Below are 17,027 nucleotides of genomic sequence, written 5' to 3'. Positions count from 1 at the left end.
CATGACCGACGTGCAGCACGACGCTGAGCACCGATCGACCGCGCAGCTCGAAGAAGAGGGCGACATCGCCGCCGACTACATCGAAGAGCTCCTCGACATCAGCGATCTCGACGGCGACATCGACATCGATGCGCGCAACGGCCGCGCGTATGTCTCGGTGAACGCCGGCGAAGGCGCCAACCTCAACACGCTCTCGAAGCCCGAGACCGTCAGCGCGCTGCAGGAGCTCACTCGCCTCGCGGTGCAGACGAAGACCGGTGTGTTCTCACGGCTGATCCTCGACATCGGCGGCTCACGTGACGCTCGTCGCGATGAGCTGGCGAAGCTTGTCACGCGTGCCATCGAGCGCATCGAGGGCGGGGCCGCCTCTGCCGCGCTCCCGCCGATGTCGTCGTACGAGCGCAAGCTCGTGCACGATCTCGTCGCAGAGCGCGGCTTCCACTCGGAGTCGAACGGCGAGGGCGCCGACCGGCACACGGTCATCACTCGCGCGAGTTGACGTTTCACGTGAAACCATGATCGACGGACTCGAGCCAGAACCGGCCGCTGCCGCCGAACTTTTCGGTGAGCACCTCGAAGCCGGGCGCGCCTTCACATCGGCACTCGCGCGTCACGGTGAACAACTGGGACTGATCGGGCCACTCGAACTCCCCCGCCTCTGGACTCGCCACGTGCTCAACAGTGCGCTCGTGGCACCACTGATGCGACCCGGCCGCGTCGGCGATGTCGGATCGGGTGCCGGGCTTCCCGGACTCGTGCTGGCGATCATTCGCCCCGACGTGTCATTCACGCTCATCGAGCCGATGGAACGCCGCATTGCATGGCTCGAGCGCCAGGTCGACGAGCTCGAGTTGGCGAACGTCACCGTGATGCGTGCACGCGCCGAGGAGTCGAAGCTGTACGGCGCGCTCGACCAGGTCACCGCCCGCGCCGTCAGCGCGCTGCGCACGTTGATTCCCGTGACCGCTCCCCTACTGAAGGCAGGCGGAGAGCTGGTGCTCATGAAGGGCGCGGGTGTCGACGGCGAGATCGACGCCGCCCAGAAGGTGATCCGCAAGTACAAACTGCGCGACGTCGAGGTGCTCGTGCTGGGCGAGGGCGTTGTGTCGGCGACAGAGGTCACGAGGGTCGTCCGGGCGACGGTCGGCTGACTGATCTCGTCGTCATCTCGTAGGTTCTCGGCCGTCGCGGGTACCTGATGCCAGGCGGCCCGCTCCCATCGGTGCGCTACCGGCAGGAGTATTGACGGGCGGCGCTGAGAGCCCGCGGACGAATACGCGGTGGCGCGCGACCGGGGGGTTCACCGCAGCGCGTGACCAGACTGATGCCGGGCCGATGTTTCACGTGAAACATGCGGGTGCCGCTCCCGTTGGGGATGGAAGCGGCCGGCTTCGAACGCAGTCAATGTGATCTCGATTGTGTGCAGTTCAGGGAGGAGTGTGAATGTGACTTCACTCCCCGCGCCAGGACAGGTCGTTCACCCCCCGTTGATGTAGCCACTCGAGATGGTCCTCGAGCGCCGCTTCCATTTTGGGTGAAGCGTCGGCTGCGTCGCGAATCATCCCGTGCACCGAGGCGTCATGAGCCGGAGGCTTCGCACGCACCGTCGACCGCGATGACCTCCTCGAAAGCTCGCCGCATGGACCATGCGTTCCAACTCGGGCAGGCCTGACGCGCTCGGATCGCGACGGGGGATGAAGTCTCGTGAACTCGGCGAACACGAACTGGCGGCAGTCGGCGCGACGAGGAGGCACGTGCAGCGGAACACGTCGACATGGACCTCTATGCCGACATCACCCACGACGGCGCGGCGCCAGTTCCCCCCGTCGAGCGGTGGATAGGTCGAGCGTGTACGGGAGCCATGCAAAAATGAGCACGAGGGGCACCACAACCGGCCCAGTTCTGGGCGCAGGCGCCGATCCTCGCCGACTGGCCCCTCGCTCGGCTCTGGCGTGCGCAACGCCGCACGTCTACCCGAACACCGACGCGGCCCTTTCATCCACGGCTGGAACGATCGCCGCCACCCGTTCACCCGAGCCAGGATCGCAGACGAGATCCTTTCCCCCACGCCACCAGCAACCGACTTCTCATACGCGGAACACTTGGCTCGGGGGAGGCGGTTCGGCTTCCGACATGAATCCCAACTGCTGCATGGCAGCCAAGTTGTCGTAGCGGTCCCACATCTCCGCCAGCTTGCCACCCTTGAATTGGTAGAGCGTGATGCCTTCCATCACCAGCTGTTTGCCGGTTGGTGGACCGTACTCTTCCGTCGCTCCTGTGTGGGTGCCGCGAACTGTGTAGCGGCTGACTACCTTGTCCCCTTCGGCGACGATGTCATCGACTGTCACGCTCATGTCTGGAAAGGCGGTGAGGTATGAGGCGAGGTATCGCTTGAATTCCGCGATGCCCCGCACGTCTCCATCAGGTTCGTGGGCGACGACGTCGTCCAGGACGAACTCGTGGATGGAGTCGAGGCGCCCGTGGCCGTAGATCTCGTCCCAAGCGCGACGCAACAGGGCCTTGTTCTCTTCGATGGACATCGGGCGCCTCCGTCGTTGTAGTGCTCGCCCCCAGTCCCAGCCTAGCCACCGGGAAAAGAGAGAGCTCGAGACACCCAGATCCGTGTTCACCGCTGCGTTCGGCTTCACCGCCCCGACGTTTCACGTGAAACATTGCAGACCACGGACCCGGGCACGGCGTCGCGTATCGGCAGAATTCTGGAGGAACACGTGCAAACCGAACATTGCGTCCGAGGAGCCGGTTAAGCTTGACACTCGGGTCGAGACGCCGCGAAAGCGGTGTCGACATAGACGGGGCGAGAAGGAGCAGACGGCATGGCACCAGGCGGGGGACGTGGCTGGTTCCACCGCAAGCGCGCTCAGCCCACCGAACCCTCGCTGCCCACGCCCGAGCCCTCGGGCGTCATCGAGCAGCCATCGAATCTCGATGCAGCCGTTACCGCAACCCCACCGTCTCCACCGAACACATTCATTGCTCCCGCACAGAACTCACAGGCCGCACCGGCGTCGACCGCGCCAGCGCCGGCTGAACAGGCCTTCTCACCGCGCCGCGATCCCGAACCACCGCCCGTAGTCGCGTCGGACTCGGAATCGAACCAAACCTCGGCAGTCTCGACCGCCGGCGACCGACGCGCCGAGCCCGACGCCCGTAGGTCCAGAGACGAGCACGCAGCGCAGCCCGTGGGTGGGTCCGCGGAGGCCCAGGGTGCCCGGCCGAGCGCGGGCATCGACTGGGATGCCGAGACCGCAGCTGCGCTGAGTGGCGACGGCGAGGTCGTCAGTCGCCCGAGTGGCCAGGGTGCCATCGACGGGCACGCGGCACCCGACCAACTGCTCGAAGATCTCATCCGGGAGATCGTCGGTGACGCTGCCGTCGACACGGCGTCGTCGCTGAACGCGCCTCGTCCCACGAGCCACGAAGACGAGGCTCGCGTCGCCCACTCCCCCAATGCCGAGGCGGTGGATGTCGAGCATTCTCGCAACGAATCGACCCAGACCTCCGTCACGCACCCGCCGCAGTCAGTAGCGCCTCTCGAATCATCGTCATCGCTCGACTACGAGACCTCGGAGCCCGGGGCTCGCAATGACACGGCGACCGCGACCGTCGAAGCGAGCCAGCAGGGCTCTACGGAATCTCTCGCACACCCGGCAGAAGTCGCAACCGCCACCCGAACTCCGAGTGAGGCGCCCGCGCCGGCGCCGGCGCCGGTGCTGACGCCCACGACTGCGGTGAGCCACCCGTCACCGACACCAGACTCCACTGAATTCACCCAAGCTGCCGAAGCCACCCAGGGCCAGGCGCGAACCACCATCAATGTTTCACGTGAAACATTGCCCGACCACGGAGGAACTCCCCTGGCCTACGAACTTGCCGATGAGACACGTCGGCGCATGGCGCTCGAAGAGGAGGTGCTTCCACTCCCCCGGGCCACACGGATATTGACGATCTCGAATCAGAAGGGCGGCGTCGGCAAGACCACGACGGCGGTAAACCTCGCGGCGGCACTCGCCCGTTCTGGAGCGCGCGTGCTCGTCATCGACCTCGACCCTCAGGGCAACGCGTCGACAGCACTCGGTGTCGATCACCGATCCGATCAGAAGAGCGTCTACGACGTCCTCGTCGCGGATCGATCCCTCGACGAAGTCGTGAAGCCGTCGACCGAGCACGAACGACTCGATTGCGTTCCGGCGACCATCCATCTCGCCGGTGCCGAGATCGAACTGGTCTCGCTCGTCGCCCGCGAACAACGGCTCCGGCGCGCCCTCGATGCGCATCTCGCTGCGATGGATCACCCATACGACTACGTGTTCATCGACTGCCCGCCGTCGCTTGGCTTGCTGACGATCAACGCATTCGTCGCCGCTCGCGAAGTGCTCATCCCGATCCAGTGCGAGTACTACGCGCTCGAGGGACTCTCGCAGCTACTCAGCAACATCGAGCTGATCGAGAAGCATCTCAACCCCGACCTGCGTCTTTCCACGATCCTGCTGACGATGTACGACTCGCGCACCAACCTCGCGCAGCAGGTGGCACAAGAAGTACGCGACCACTTCCCGACTCAGACGTTGTCGACCATCATTCCCCGATCGGTACGGGTGTCCGAGGCGCCGAGCTACGGCCAGAGCGTGATCAGCTACGACTACGCGTCGAGCGGATCCCTGTCATATCGAGAGGCCGCGGCCGAGATCGCACGCCGCGGCGCGGCAGAACCCCAGGAGTCGAACTGATGGCAACGAAGCGAACCGGACTCGGCCGAGGCATCGGCGCGCTGATCCCGAGCGGCGACGACACGATACGGTCATCACGACCGGTCGACGTGTTCTTTCCCGATGCCGACTCGACACCGGCGACAGCGATTGCTGCGGTCGAGCAGGCCGCGGCGGCCGATGGTGGGCTGGTCACCGTGCCCGGCGCGCACCTCGCGCGACTCGACCCGCACGACATCCTGCCGAACGCCCAGCAGCCGCGCAGCGTGTTCGATCCCGAAGACCTCGCCGAGCTCGTGCACAGCGTCCGTGAGTTCGGGGTGCTGCAACCGATCGTTGTGCGGCCGCACCCCGATCAGCCCGGCAAGTACGAGCTCGTCATGGGTGAACGCCGGCTTCGGGCGACGAAAGAGGCGGGCCTCGACTCGATTCCGGCCGTCGTAAAAGACACCGCGAACGAAGACATGCTTCGCGACGCGCTGCTCGAAAACCTGCACCGGTCGCAGCTGAACCCGCTCGAAGAGGCATCGGCCTACCAGCAACTGCTCGCCGACTTCGGCATCACGCAGGAGGAGCTGGCGAGCCGCATCGGTCGATCGCGACCGCAGATCTCGAACACGCTCCGGCTGTTGAAGTTGCCCGAACCGGTGCAGGTGCGTGTCGCCGCCGGCGTGCTGAGCGCAGGGCACGCACGCGCGATCCTCTCGGTCGGCGATCCAGACGAGATGCAGCGGCTCGCAGACAAGATCGTGAATGAAGAACTTTCGGTTCGAGCGGCCGAGTCGCTCGCGACGAAGGAGCCGACCGCTACACGGCCGAAGCCTGCCGCGGGTAGGCGGCAGGACTTCCTCGACGACCTCGCGGTTCGCCTGGGCGACCGCCTCAACACTCGAGTGAAGATCGCCCTCGGAGCCCGAAAAGGCCAGATCAGTATTGATTTCGCAACGGTTCAGGATCTGCGTCGCATTCTGACCGATCTCGGCGAGGAACTCGACGGAGTGTGAGTATCCTCCGCCCGCAGAATCCCTCCTGACGAAGCGAAATGACGGTGATTTCGCGCTCCCGGCGATGTGTGGGGGCCCATAGGAAATGCGGGGGCGACATCGTCGCCCCCGCATCGTCGTCTCGCTTGGGACGCCGTCAGGCAGCTCGTGCGCGAGCACTCCGAACGAGTTCACTGTAGAGCGCCGACGCAGTCGCGCCGGATGCCTCAATGGCAAGCGGCACGAGTGACGTCTCGGTCAGCCCGGGAATCACGTTCGCCTCGAGGAACCAAGGTCGCCCCTCGCGATCGACGATGAAGTCGATGCGTGACAGGTCGCGCAGTCCGAGGGTGCGGTGCGCGAGGACCGCCGCGTTCGAGGCAGCGGCGATCACGGAATCGTCGAGTCGCGACGGTGCGTAGAACGTCGTCTCACCGGCGTTGTACCGAGCCTGGAAGCTGTAGACCCCCGCCATCGGTTCGATCTCGACCGCCGGAAGCGCGCGAGGGCCATCGCCCGTGTCGACGACGGTCACGGCGATCTCGGTGCCGAAGACACGACGCTCGACGACTGCGACGTCGGCGTACGTGAATGCCTCGACCATCGCCCGGGCAAGTCCGTCGGGGCTCTCGACGATGCTCACTCCCTGCGCCGAGCCACCCGACGCAGGCTTCACCACTACGTCGCCCTCGAGCCGCTCGCGGACGACCGTGAGCACGCTGGCCGCCCCGAGTTCACGGAACGATTCGTGCGACAGCACGATCGACTCCGGTGCCTCGAGACCGGCCGCGGCGACGAGTGAACTGGCCACAGGCTTCGACCAGGCACAGCGGGCGCCCTCGGCCGTCGAGCCGACGGTCGGAATCTGCAGGGCCGCGAGCAGTTCGAGCAGTGATCCGTCTTCACCGCTCGAGCCGTGCAGCGCCGGGAACACGACATCGGGACGCTCTGAGGCGAGGAACGGCAGGAGCGAGGCATCGGGATCGCGCAGCACGACCCGGTGCCCGGCCGCGGTCAGCGCGTCGGCGACGCGCCTGCCGGAACGCAATGACACGTCGCGCTCGTGCGAGATCCCGCCAGCGAGAACGACGACGGACAGTGCGTTTGATTCGCTCATGATCAGGGGTTTCTCCACTACTTCAGGTCGGATGGCGCGGATTCGTAGCCGGAGGTCGGCGGGAGCTGCAGCGTGCCCGTGCCGGCGAAGGTGTCGAGCAGATCGAGTTCACCGTTCACGACGGTCGCCAGGCGCCGCACCCCGAGGCGGATCGCGTCAGGGGTCGGATAGCAGAACGACAGCCGCATTGCGTGCCGACCGCGACCATCGGCGAAGAACGCGGTTCCGGGGGTGTAGGCGACCAGCTCCTTGACGGCGCGCGGCAGCATCTGCTTCGAGTCGAGCACGTCGGGCATCGTGACCCACACGTAGAACCCGCCGTTCGGATTCGTCCAGCTGAGCTGGGGCAGGTGCTCGCCCAACGCCTCGATCATCGCGTCCTTGCGCTCGCGGTACACCCCGCGGAACGTGTCGATCTGCGCGCGCCAGTCGGCCGTGGCCAGGTACTCCGACACGACCATCTGGCTGAAGGAGCTCGGAGACAGGATCGCCGACTCGGCGGCGAGGATGAGTTTCTCTCTGATGGCGTGCGGTGCGAGCGCCCAACCCACCCGGAACCCCGGCGCGAGGGTCTTCGAGAAGGACCCCAGATAGATGACCCCCTCAGGGTCGAGTGAGCGGAGCGCGTTCGGTGCGGGCTCGTCGAAGTGCAGCAGGCCGTAGGGATTGTCCTCGAGCACGAGGATCTCGTTCGACCGGCAGATCTCGAGGATCTCGGGCCGCCGCTCGGCAGAGAGTGTGACACCGGCCGGATTGTGGAAGTTCGGGATCGTATAGAGGAACTTGATGCGACGGCCTTGGCCGCGCAGTGCAGCGATCGTCTGCCGCAGCGCCTCGGGGATCAGGCCGTTCTCGTCGGTTGCGACATGCGCGACGTTCGCCTGGTAGGAGCGGAAGATGCCGAGCGCACCGACGTAGCTCGGCGATTCGGCGAGGATCACGTCTCCGGGATCGATGAAGAGCTTCGCGACGAGGTCGAGGGCCTGCTGCGAGCCGGTCGCGGTCACGACGTTGTCGACGGTTCCGTGGATGCCCTCGATCGCCATGACGTCGAGGATCTGTTCGCGGAGCTCAGGAATACCCTGACCAGAACCATATTGCAGCGCCACCGCCCCGCGCTCGCGCATGACCTTCTCCATCGACGAGACGATGAGTTCATGCGGAAGCGCTGAGACATACGGCATGCCGCCGGCCAGTGACACGACCTCGGGTCGGGAGGCGACGGCGAAGAGCGCTCGGACTTCGGAGGCGGCGAGCCCGGCGGCTCGCTCGGCGTAATTCGCGTACCAAGGGTCGAGATTGTTGCCGGTCCGCTGGGGGACGCCGTCAGATGTCACTGCACTGTTCCGTTCTGCTCAGGATTTCAATGGTAGTTGCTGGGTATGGGGCGGTCGTTCGGGAGGGTCGCGCTGCGACATCCGACCCTCGAATGCCGGCCGAGCCGCGATCGTGACGCGGAGACGCGAAAGACCCGCCCGGCTTTCGCCGGACGGGTCTGAGGTGAAGCGAGACCGCCGACTACGAGATGAAGGCGGCGAGGTCGGCCTCGAGGGCGGGCTTCGGCTTGGCGCCGATGACGGTCTTGACGACCTCGCCCTTCTCGAACACCTTGAACGCGGGAATCGCGGTGATCTGGTACTTCATGGCGAGCCCGGGGTTCTCGTCGACGTTCAGCTTGACGATGTCGAGCTTCTCGGAGTGCTCGGTCGCGATCTGGTCGAGGATCGGGCTGACCGCGCGACACGGGCCGCACCACTCGGCCCAGAAGTCCACGAGCACAGCCTTGTCGTTGTTGAGGACCTCCTGCTCGAAGGTGGCCTCGGTCACTGCGCGTGCAGTCATTGCGTTCTCCTTTGGGTGGAAATCAGTGGAAGTCAGTGGAAGTCAGTGGGAATCACGGAACCGGCTGAACCGGCGGCCGCAGGCGCCGCGTCAGTTGACGACGGCGAACGCGGCTTCGGCCGCTTCGGCCGCGGTGACGGATGCCCCGTCGCCCACGACCTCGGCCTCAGGCGCTTTTGGGAGCGCAGCGAGGTACTGTTCGGCGTCGAGCGCTGCGACGGTGCCCGATCCCGCGGCGGTGACCGCCTGGCGGTAGTGCGGGTCGGTGACGTCGCCCGCCGCGAACACGCCGGGGACGCTGGTCTTCGACGTGCGGCCCTCGACGGCGATGGTGCCCTCTGAGGTGAGTTCGAGCTTGCCGTGCACGAGGTGGGTGCGGGGGTCGTTGCCGATCGCGACGAAGAGCCCGTCGAGGTCGAGCCCGCGCTCGTCGCCCGTCACGGTGTCGCGCAGGGTGACGCCGGTGACCGCGGTGCTGCCGTGGATGGCGGCGATCTCGGCGTTCCAGATGAACTCGATCTTCTCGTTGTCGAAGGCGCGCTGCTGCATGATCTTCGACGCCTTCAGCGAGTCACGGCGGTGGATGACGTAGACCTTGTCGGCGAAACGGGTGAGGAACGTCGCCTCTTCCATGGCCGAGTCGCCGCCGCCGACGACCGCGATGGTCTTCTGGCGGAAGAAGAAGCCGTCGCACGTGGCGCACCACGAGAGACCGTGGCCCGAGAGCACCTCTTCTTCGGGCAGGCCGAGCTTGCGGTAGGCCGAACCCGTGGCATAGATGAGCGCCGCGGCCTCGTGCGTCTCGCCGTTGCCGAGCTTCACGCGCTTGACCGGGCCGTCGAGTTCGAGCTCGACGACGTCGTCGTACACGACCTCGGTGCCGAATCGCTCGGCCTGGGCCTGCAGCTTCGCCATGAGGTCGGGACCCATGATGCCGTCGGGGAAACCGGGGAAGTTCTCGACCTCGGTCGTGTTCATCAGCTCGCCGCCGATCTCGACCGAGCTCGCGATGAGCAGCGGCTTGAGCTCGGCGCGCGCAGCGTAGATCGCAGCCGTGAACCCGGCCGGGCCCGAACCGATGATGATGATGTCGCGCAACGGTGCTCCCTGTGCTCTCGCGTGCAAGTGGCATCCGATCGTTTTCGGATGTCACGCAATGGTCAACACAGTCTAGGCGGCGGCTATTCCAGCGCCCGATCGTGCGCCGCGAGTGTGACGGATGACTCGACGGATGCCTCGTGGGCGAGCTCAGTCGCGCCGCAGTCGGCTCACGAGGGGCTCGGCGAACCCGCGCAGCTCGGGTGAACGCAGCAGCCAGAGGATTCCGAAGTAGACGATCGACATGCTCGCGCCGATGATCACCATGGTGGTGATCGCCGGGGCGATGCCCGACATCGCGAAACCGGTGTCGGTCAGCCCGCCGAGCGCGATGAGCAGCACGAAGCCGACGATGAGCGCGGGAACGGCGCCGATGGAGTAGCGCACGAAGCTCGACGTGATGCGCCATCCGTCGATGACGCCGAGGCGGCGGCGCAGCAGCATCGTCGCGAGCACCGTCTGCGCGAAGCACGCGAGCGACGTGAGCAGCGCGATGCCCATCGCGATCCACTCGGGCACGACGTTCACGAGCAGCAGCGCGCCCGTTGCGAACACCGCGACCTGGAACAGCGTGAAGAAGAACGGCGTCTTCGTGTCACCGAGCGCGTAGAACGCGCGCTGCACGATGAACAGGAAGCTGAACGGGATCAGCCCGACGACGTACGCCATGATGACGTTGCCGAACGCGAGCCGCGACTCGAACTCGGCGCCGGCGGTGAACACCGTCGCGAACGGGTACGCGCACGCCACGAGCACGATCGCCGCGAGCACGATGATGAGGCTCACGCCGCGGATGGCGCTCGAGACGTCGGCCCGCACCCGATCGATGTCGCCGACCGACGCGTGTTCGCTCATGCGCGTGAAGTACGCGGTGGCGATCGACACCGTGATCACCGAGTGCGGCAGCATGAAGATCAGCCACGCGTTGCCGAGCGCGGCGACCGAGGCGCCCTGGCTCGACGCGATACCGACGACGTTGGTCTCGATGATGCCCGCGAAGGTGGTGAGCAGCAGCATCCCGAAGGTCCAGCTCGCCATTCGGCCCGCGTCGCCGAGCCCGACACCGCGCCAATGGAAGTCGGGTCGATAGCGCAGCCCGATGCGCCGCCAGAACCAGAACAGCACGAGCGCCTGGAGCGCGATGCCGAGCGTGGCCGAGCCCGCGAGCACGGCGATCATCGCGAAGGTCCACTCCCCCGGCTCACGCGCGCCGTTCGCGTCGGCCCCCCACAGCGCCATGAACACGACGAGGCCGGCGATGGCCACGATGTTGTTGAGCACAGGCACCCAAGTGAACGGGCCGAACGAGCGGCGCGCATTCAGCACCTCGCCGAGCAGCGTGTAGAGCCCGTAGAAGAAGATCTGCGGCAGGCACCAGTAAGCGAAGAGGGTCGCCAGGTCGAGCGTCGCCTGGTCGAGCTGGGTGCCGTACAGCAGCACGAGCAGCGGCGCGGCGATCGTGGCGACGATGGTGGCCCCGCCGACGATGACGAGCGCGAGCGTGAGCAGCCGATTGATGTAGGCGTTGCCGCCGTCGGCATGCAGGCCCGCCCGCACGATCTGCGGCACGAGCACGGCGCTCAGCACCCCGCCTGCGACGACCACGTAGATCGTGTTCGGCAACTGGTTCGCGACGGCGAACGCGTCTGCTCCGGCCGATGCGACGAGGCCGATCGCGCTCGCGAGCACGATCGCCTTCACGAACCCGAGGATGCGCGACACGATCGTGCCCGAAGCGAGGAAGGCGCTCGCGCGCCCGATGCCGTCAGTCATTCCGCGACTCGGAGGCCGGGGCGTCGAGTTCATCGGCGGGATCGGATGCCTCGGGGTCGGATGCCTCGGGTTCGGGGTGCCCGGAATCGGGTGCCGCGGATTCGGGTGCCGCGGATTCGGTCGAGCGCTCCGCTGCATCGGATGCCTCGGGCTCGGGTTGTTCGGAATCGTCGCGGGTCGCGTCATCCGTCGTTTCGGAGCCCTCGGCAGCGGCCTCGGCGCGCTGGCGGCGGCGACGGCGGATGTTGCGCCAGATGCCGAAGCCGAAGAACAGCGCGACGGCGATCGCGAGGATGGTGGCGCCGAGCCCCTCCCAGTCGGCCTGCACGTTCGCCTCGATGTTCACCGTCTCGCCGACCTGCACGCCCGTGGGCGACGAGAGCGAGACGGCGAGTGTGACCTCGCCGCGGCCGACGCCTGCCGCGATGGGCACCTGCACGTTGCTGCGCGACTCGGCGCCGACGGTGACCTCGACACTGTCTTCGACGATGAGCCGCCCGTTCGACGGGTCGGCCGAGACGATGACCGTCGCGGGGAACGGCAGCGCGTTGAGCACGGTCGTCGGCAGCGGCGACTCGCGGGCGACCACCAAGACGCTGCTGCTCGGCACGACCGACACCGACTCGAGGGTCGTGCGCCGCGCGGTGAGCCACGTGTTGACCGCGGTGTTCCACGCGACCGGGTCGTCGAGCCACGCCACGTCGAGCAGCGCGAGCAGGTCGCGCCGCACCGGACCGGTGAGCAGCCGCGGATCTTCGAGCACCGTCGCGAACTCGGTGACCTCGACCTCGACGGCGAGCATGCGCTCGGCGGCGGCTCGACGCTGGTCGTCTTCGGGCTCGTCGACGAGGGTGCGGGCAACCGGGGGTGCGCCGATCGCGTCGGACAGTCCGGCGGGGACAGCCCAGGGGTTGCCCGCGATCTCGTCGATCGTGTCGGCCACCCGATCACTGCTCGCAGACGCGCCGCGATCGAACGTCGCGAGCATCGTCGTAGGGTCGCCCGACTGGGCGCCGATGGCGAGCCCGGCGAGCAGCTGCCCGGCGGCGGCACGCCACTCGGTCTCGGTCGACGCCGCCGATGCGGCGCGCAGCGCGGCCGTCAGCCGGCTGTCGGCGACGACCGCAGTGGACCCCTCGATCGCCGACGCGGCATCGACGCGGCCGTCGATGGGCTCGACGTTGCCGGCAGCGACGATCGCGGTCGTGAGGCCGGCCGCGTCGAGGTAGCCGAGATCGCCCGTGGCGATGGAGTCGTCGGCGGGCCAGGCGATGTCGGTGCGGGTGTACGGCCAGGCCAGCAGTTCTTCGGTCGTCGGCAGCTCACCCGCGGGATCGGACGGGTCGGTGGGTTCGGGCGTCGCATCGCCGGTGGCAGGGGCAGTCGGTGTGGGTGTCGGCGTCTCGGCGTTCGGGTCGGCGGGCGGCGGCTCGACGTCGGCGAACGCCGCCGGGTCGAGCAGGTCTGAGAAGGTCGTCGGCGTGAGCAGCCCCGGCAGGTCGAGTTGAGCCTGCAGCGCGACATCGGCGTCGGCGTAGGCGAGCGGGAAGATCTCGTTCGTGAGGGTTCCGAGACGCGCCAGCCATTCGGTGGCGGTGACCGGCGCGGCGGAGCCCAACGCCCGGATCGACGCGATGATGCGCGGGTCGATGCCGACCGCGACCTGCTTGCCGGCGATCGCATCGAGTTGTCGATCGAGAAGGCCGAGCGGGGCGGTCCACTGCTCGAGCTGCTCGGCCGTGAAGATGCCCGTCGCCGAGGCGGGCACGGTGAGCGGGTAGACGATCGCGAGCGAGGTCGGATCGGGCGCGGGAGCCGTCGAGGTGGCGAACGCCTCGCCCGTCGACGCGACGAGCATGCCATCGACGAGGATCTCGGCACCGAGGCCCAGCACCGGCCCGTCGTCGGCATCGCCGAGGGCGTTCGCGGGGACCGTGAACGACACGAGCGCGGTCGAACCGGCGGCCACCGCGCGGGACTCTGCCTCGAGCAGCTGCACGCCATCGTCGGCCGGCGCGGCGTTGCCGTCACCACCGGTGCCGAGCCACGCATCGAGTTCAGCGGTGCCGTCGATCGGGCCGGCGGCACGCGTGAGGCGCACGGTTCCGGCCGCGAGCGCCTCGGCTGTCGAGTTCTCGATCTCGACGTTGACGGCCAGCGGAGCCCCGGGCGTGATCGTGGTGTCGAGCGTCGGCGCGATGTGCAACTCGACGCCGTCGAGGTCGTCGGCGGGTTCGGAGGCGCCGCCGGCGGTGGCGGAACCGGCGGAACCCGTGGAGCCGCGCGCCGTGTCGAGGGCGGCGTCGGCAGAACTCTGCGCGTCGGAGACGGCGAGCGCCCCGAGCGGCGCCGCGATCACGGCGGCGATCGCGGCGACCGCGATGCCGAGGACGACACCGCGCCCGCGGCGCCGACCGGTCGCTGCGCCACGCTCGTCGGTCGCGGCCGAACCCGTCGCCGGGTCATCCGAAACCGTGTCGTCGGTCGTCTGGAGTCGTTCGCCGGGCGCGCGCGCAGCGGGAATCGACTCGTCGGACATGCACGCGATTCTACGGGTTGGCCCCCGTGCATCCGCTCGATGTCCGCAGGCGGGAGCGGGCCGGCGAGTCGGCGCGACGCGACTCCACTTAACATGGTGGGCATGCAGAGTGTCGCGGCGGCCCTCGACCGGCTGGGCGAGCTGGCGGCTTCGCCGACCGTGGCGCGGCTCGCCGCGGCATTCGATTCGTCGGGGCACGAGCTGGCGCTCGTCGGCGGGCCCGTGCGCGACGCGTTCCTCGGTCGGGCCACCAACGACCTCGATTTCACGACGGATGCCTCTCCCGACGAGATCCTCGCGATCGTGAAGCCCATCGCCGAGGCGCACTGGGACATCGGGCGTGCATTCGGCACGATCGGCGCGAAGGTCGAGGGTGAGACCGTCGAGATCACCACCTATCGGGCCGACGCCTACGACGGCGACTCGCGCAAACCCGAGGTCGTGTTCGGCTCGTCCCTCGAAGACGATCTCACCCGCCGCGACTTCACCGTGAACTCGCTCGCCTTGCGGTTGCCGAAGCTCGAACTGGTCGACCCGTCGGGCGGCGTCGAAGACCTCGTGGCGGGCGTGCTGCGAACCCCCGCCGCGCCCGAGCAGTCGTTCGGCGACGACCCGCTACGCATGCTGCGCGCGGCACGCTTCGCGTCGCAACTGGGTTTCGAGGTCGACGGCGCCACACGCACGGCAATGGGCGACCTCACCCCCGCGATCGAGCGCATCTCGGCCGAACGGGTTCGCGATGAGCTGTCGAAACTGCTGCTGACCGATGCGCCGCGGCGGGGCATCCGATTGCTCGTCGAATCGGGACTCGCCGACCGGGTGCTTCCCGAGCTGCCCGCGCTGCGCCTCGAACGCGACGAACACCACCGCCACAAAGACGTCTACGAGCACAGCCTCACGGTGCTCGAGCAGGCGATCGACTACGAGAAGTCGCGTGGCGAGCTCGACTCGCCCGACCTCGTCGTGCGCCTCGCCGCGCTGCTGCACGACATCGGCAAGCCCGCCACGCGCAGATACGAGCCGGGCGGCACGGTGAGCTTCCACCACCACGACGTCGTCGGTGCGAAGCTCGCCCGCAAGCGGCTGCGGGCGCTGCGCTTCGACAACGACACGATCGCCGCGGTGTCGCGCATCATCGAGCTGCACCTGCGGTTCTTCGGATACACCGACGGCGCGTGGAGCGACTCGGCCGTGCGCCGCTACGTGCGCGACGCGGGCGCGCAGCTCGAGCGGCTGCACATCGTCTCGCGCGCCGACGTCACCACGCGCAACCGGCGCAAGGCCGACCAGCTCGGCTTCGCGTACGACGACCTCGAGGAGCGCATCGCCGTGCTCGCCGAAGAAGAGGAGCTCGCGGCCGTGCGCCCCGACCTCGACGGCCAGCAGATCATGGCGATTCTCGGCGTGCAGCCCGGGCCTCTCGTCGGCGAGGCGTACAAGTACCTGCTCGAGGTGCGGCTCGACGAGGGCCCCATCGGCGCGGATGCCGCGACCACGCGCCTGCGGGAGTGGTGGGCGCAGCGCGGGGCCTGAGCCGCGGTTGCGCAGCGCGCTGCGGCTTCGCGTTCCGTTGCGGGGGTGCTATTGCGCAAGTTCGGCTCGGAATCCGCACCTCATATTGCGGAAAAGCACCCTTGGAACGGGTGAGGATCAGAACGGTGCCCGTCCTCCACAGGGTGGGACCGCGGGGAGGCGTCCACAGGGCGGCTCTCGCGACGCGCGAGCCGGCCTCGAGCGATGGATGCTTCGGCGATGGACTCCTCGGATGGCGCCGCGTTCCCTCCGCTGTCGTACAGCGGCGATCGGGGTGCGCCCTCGGTTCCGCCGCGAACACTGCAGTACCGTGTGACGACTGGCCGGCTCAGCCGGCTGCGTGCGGGCGTGTTCGTCGAGCCCGCGGAGTTCGCCGCCGCCGGCCGCCGCCGCCGGGAGCTCGCGCGGATCGCCGCGGTCATCGCCACCCGGCGCGGGCGGGTCGTGCTGTCGCACGAGTCCGCGGCAGCGGTCTGGGGCATTCCACGAATCGGGCCCGCGCCCGAATCCGTCGAGCTCCTCGATGCCCGTGGAACCCGACCACGCTCGATGAACGGCGTGGCGTGGCGGCGCACTCCGTTCGACCCCACCGAGATCGTCGAGGTCAACGGATTCCTGGTGACGGGGCTGCTGCAGACCGTCGTCGACATCGCGTGCGATCGAGGGTTCGTGAACGCGGTCGTCGCGCTCGATGCCGCAACCGGCACGTTCCTTCGAGCGGACGGATTCGTCGTGGCCCGCGGCGTCGAGCCCACCGAGGTCGGACGACGACTCGGCCAACTCGGGCGGCGCGGCGGTATTCGCGGTGCCCGGATCGCGCTCGAGTTCGCCGACGCCCGTGCGGAGTCGGTGGGCGAATCGCTGAGTCGGGCGCAGATGCACCTGCTCGGGTTTCCGGCGCCCGCGCTCCAGACGGAGTTCGACCGAGCGGACGGCGGCGTCGACCGGGTCGACTTCGACTGGCCCGACCACGGACTCTTCGGCGAGTTCGACGGCGACCTGAAGTACCTCGATCCGCGGTATCGCGGCGGTCGGACGGCCGAGCAGGTCGTGCTCGACGAGAAGAAGCGCGACCAGCGCATCGCACGTCGGCACCGCCGCCACGGCGTGCACTGGGATTGGCGCATCGCGACTCGCCCGCCCGAGTTGGCCGCCGCGCTCGAGGACGCCGGCCTCCCCTGCGGAACGCACCGCCGCCGCCCCTGAGAGCGAAGCAGTTCGTTCCGAGGGTGCTTTCCCGCAAGGTCTGCACGGAATCGCGGCCCCATCTTGCGGAAAAGCACCCCCGGAAGGGATTGGGCGGGTGCGGAAGGGATTGGGCGGGTGCGGAAGGGATTGGGCGGGTTTGGAGGCGCGCGGGTGGGGGGCGCGGGTGCGCGGGGCGCGGGTGCGCGGGGCGCGGGTGCGCGGGTGCG

13 protein-coding genes are annotated in these 17,027 nt (G+C 68.1%); 6 read left to right on the top strand and 7 right to left on the bottom strand.

Features of this window, described 5'->3' with window-relative positions; genetic code table 11:
* Position 1: 1 nt before the first annotated feature.
* Positions 2 to 499, top strand: coding sequence for a Jag family protein (locus tag ABD164_RS02360; RefSeq protein WP_344293004.1), 498 nt, complete (start codon positions 2 to 4; stop codon positions 497 to 499).
* Positions 500 to 515: 16 nt separating this feature from the next.
* Positions 516 to 1,151 (top strand): 16S rRNA (guanine(527)-N(7))-methyltransferase RsmG, encoded by a 636-nt coding sequence (gene rsmG / locus ABD164_RS02355; protein ID WP_344293002.1) that lies wholly within the window; start codon positions 516 to 518, stop codon positions 1,149 to 1,151.
* Between the two features lie 936 nt (positions 1,152 to 2,087).
* Here the strand turns inward: rsmG and ABD164_RS02350 are convergent.
* A complete protein-coding gene (locus ABD164_RS02350; RefSeq protein ID WP_344293000.1) occupies positions 2,088 to 2,540 on the bottom strand; it encodes an ester cyclase in 453 nt (150 codons plus the stop codon).
* 1,371 nt (positions 2,541 to 3,911) lie between these two features.
* Here ABD164_RS02350 and ABD164_RS02345 point away from each other — a divergent pair.
* Together ABD164_RS02345 and ABD164_RS02340 are read left to right on the top strand one after the other, a co-directional pair.
* On the top strand, positions 3,912 to 4,748 hold the full coding sequence (locus ABD164_RS02345) for a ParA family protein (RefSeq protein ID WP_344293383.1): 837 nt from the start codon (positions 3,912 to 3,914) through the stop codon (positions 4,746 to 4,748).
* Complete coding sequence (locus ABD164_RS02340) at positions 4,748 to 5,731, top strand: ParB/RepB/Spo0J family partition protein (RefSeq protein WP_344292998.1); 984 nt, start codon at positions 4,748 to 4,750, stop codon at positions 5,729 to 5,731. Before ABD164_RS02345 ends, ABD164_RS02340 begins: the two co-directional genes overlap by 1 nt.
* Positions 5,732 to 5,867: 136 nt before the next feature.
* On the opposite strand, the gene ABD164_RS02335 is transcribed toward ABD164_RS02340, so the two are convergent.
* The 6 genes from ABD164_RS02335 to ABD164_RS02310 all read right to left on the bottom strand — a co-directional run bounded on the left by ABD164_RS02335 (position 5,868) and on the right by ABD164_RS02310 (position 14,079).
* Entirely contained in the window at positions 5,868 to 6,827 is a 960-nt protein-coding gene (locus ABD164_RS02335; protein WP_344292996.1) for a D-alanine--D-alanine ligase family protein, read from the bottom strand.
* 17 nt (positions 6,828 to 6,844) lie between these two features.
* Complete coding sequence (locus tag ABD164_RS02330; protein ID WP_344292994.1) at positions 6,845 to 8,164, bottom strand: aminotransferase-like domain-containing protein; 1,320 nt, start codon at positions 8,162 to 8,164, stop codon at positions 6,845 to 6,847.
* A gap of 181 nt (positions 8,165 to 8,345) precedes the next feature.
* A complete protein-coding gene (trxA, locus tag ABD164_RS02325; protein WP_344292992.1) occupies positions 8,346 to 8,669 on the bottom strand; it encodes a thioredoxin in 324 nt (107 codons plus the stop codon).
* Between the two features lie 90 nt (positions 8,670 to 8,759).
* Positions 8,760 to 9,767, bottom strand: a complete 1,008-nt coding sequence (trxB, locus tag ABD164_RS02320; RefSeq protein WP_344292990.1) for a thioredoxin-disulfide reductase — start codon at positions 9,765 to 9,767, stop codon at positions 8,760 to 8,762.
* Between the two features lie 150 nt (positions 9,768 to 9,917).
* On the bottom strand, positions 9,918 to 11,540 hold the full coding sequence (murJ, locus tag ABD164_RS02315) for a murein biosynthesis integral membrane protein MurJ (RefSeq protein ID WP_344292988.1): 1,623 nt from the start codon (positions 11,538 to 11,540) through the stop codon (positions 9,918 to 9,920).
* Entirely contained in the window at positions 11,533 to 14,079 is a 2,547-nt protein-coding gene (locus ABD164_RS02310) for a DUF6049 family protein (protein ID WP_344292986.1), read from the bottom strand. Before ABD164_RS02310 ends, murJ begins: the two co-directional genes overlap by 8 nt.
* A gap of 102 nt (positions 14,080 to 14,181) precedes the next feature.
* On the opposite strand from ABD164_RS02310, the gene ABD164_RS02305 reads away from it, so the two are divergent.
* Both ABD164_RS02305 and ABD164_RS02300 read left to right on the top strand, forming a co-directional pair.
* Positions 14,182 to 15,612, top strand: a complete 1,431-nt coding sequence (locus ABD164_RS02305) for a CCA tRNA nucleotidyltransferase (RefSeq protein ID WP_344292984.1) — start codon at positions 14,182 to 14,184, stop codon at positions 15,610 to 15,612.
* A 219-nt stretch (positions 15,613 to 15,831) separates the two neighbouring features.
* Positions 15,832 to 16,818, top strand: a complete 987-nt coding sequence (locus ABD164_RS02300; RefSeq protein ID WP_344292982.1) for a hypothetical protein — start codon at positions 15,832 to 15,834, stop codon at positions 16,816 to 16,818.
* Positions 16,819 to 17,027 lie beyond the last annotated feature (209 nt).

This window comes from Agromyces neolithicus, from assembly GCF_039529735.1.
Taxonomy (GTDB): Bacteria; Actinomycetota; Actinomycetes; order Actinomycetales; family Microbacteriaceae; genus Agromyces; species Agromyces neolithicus.
Note: the sequence above shows the minus strand (reverse complement) of the source record. Positions and strands in the feature narration are given on the sequence as shown.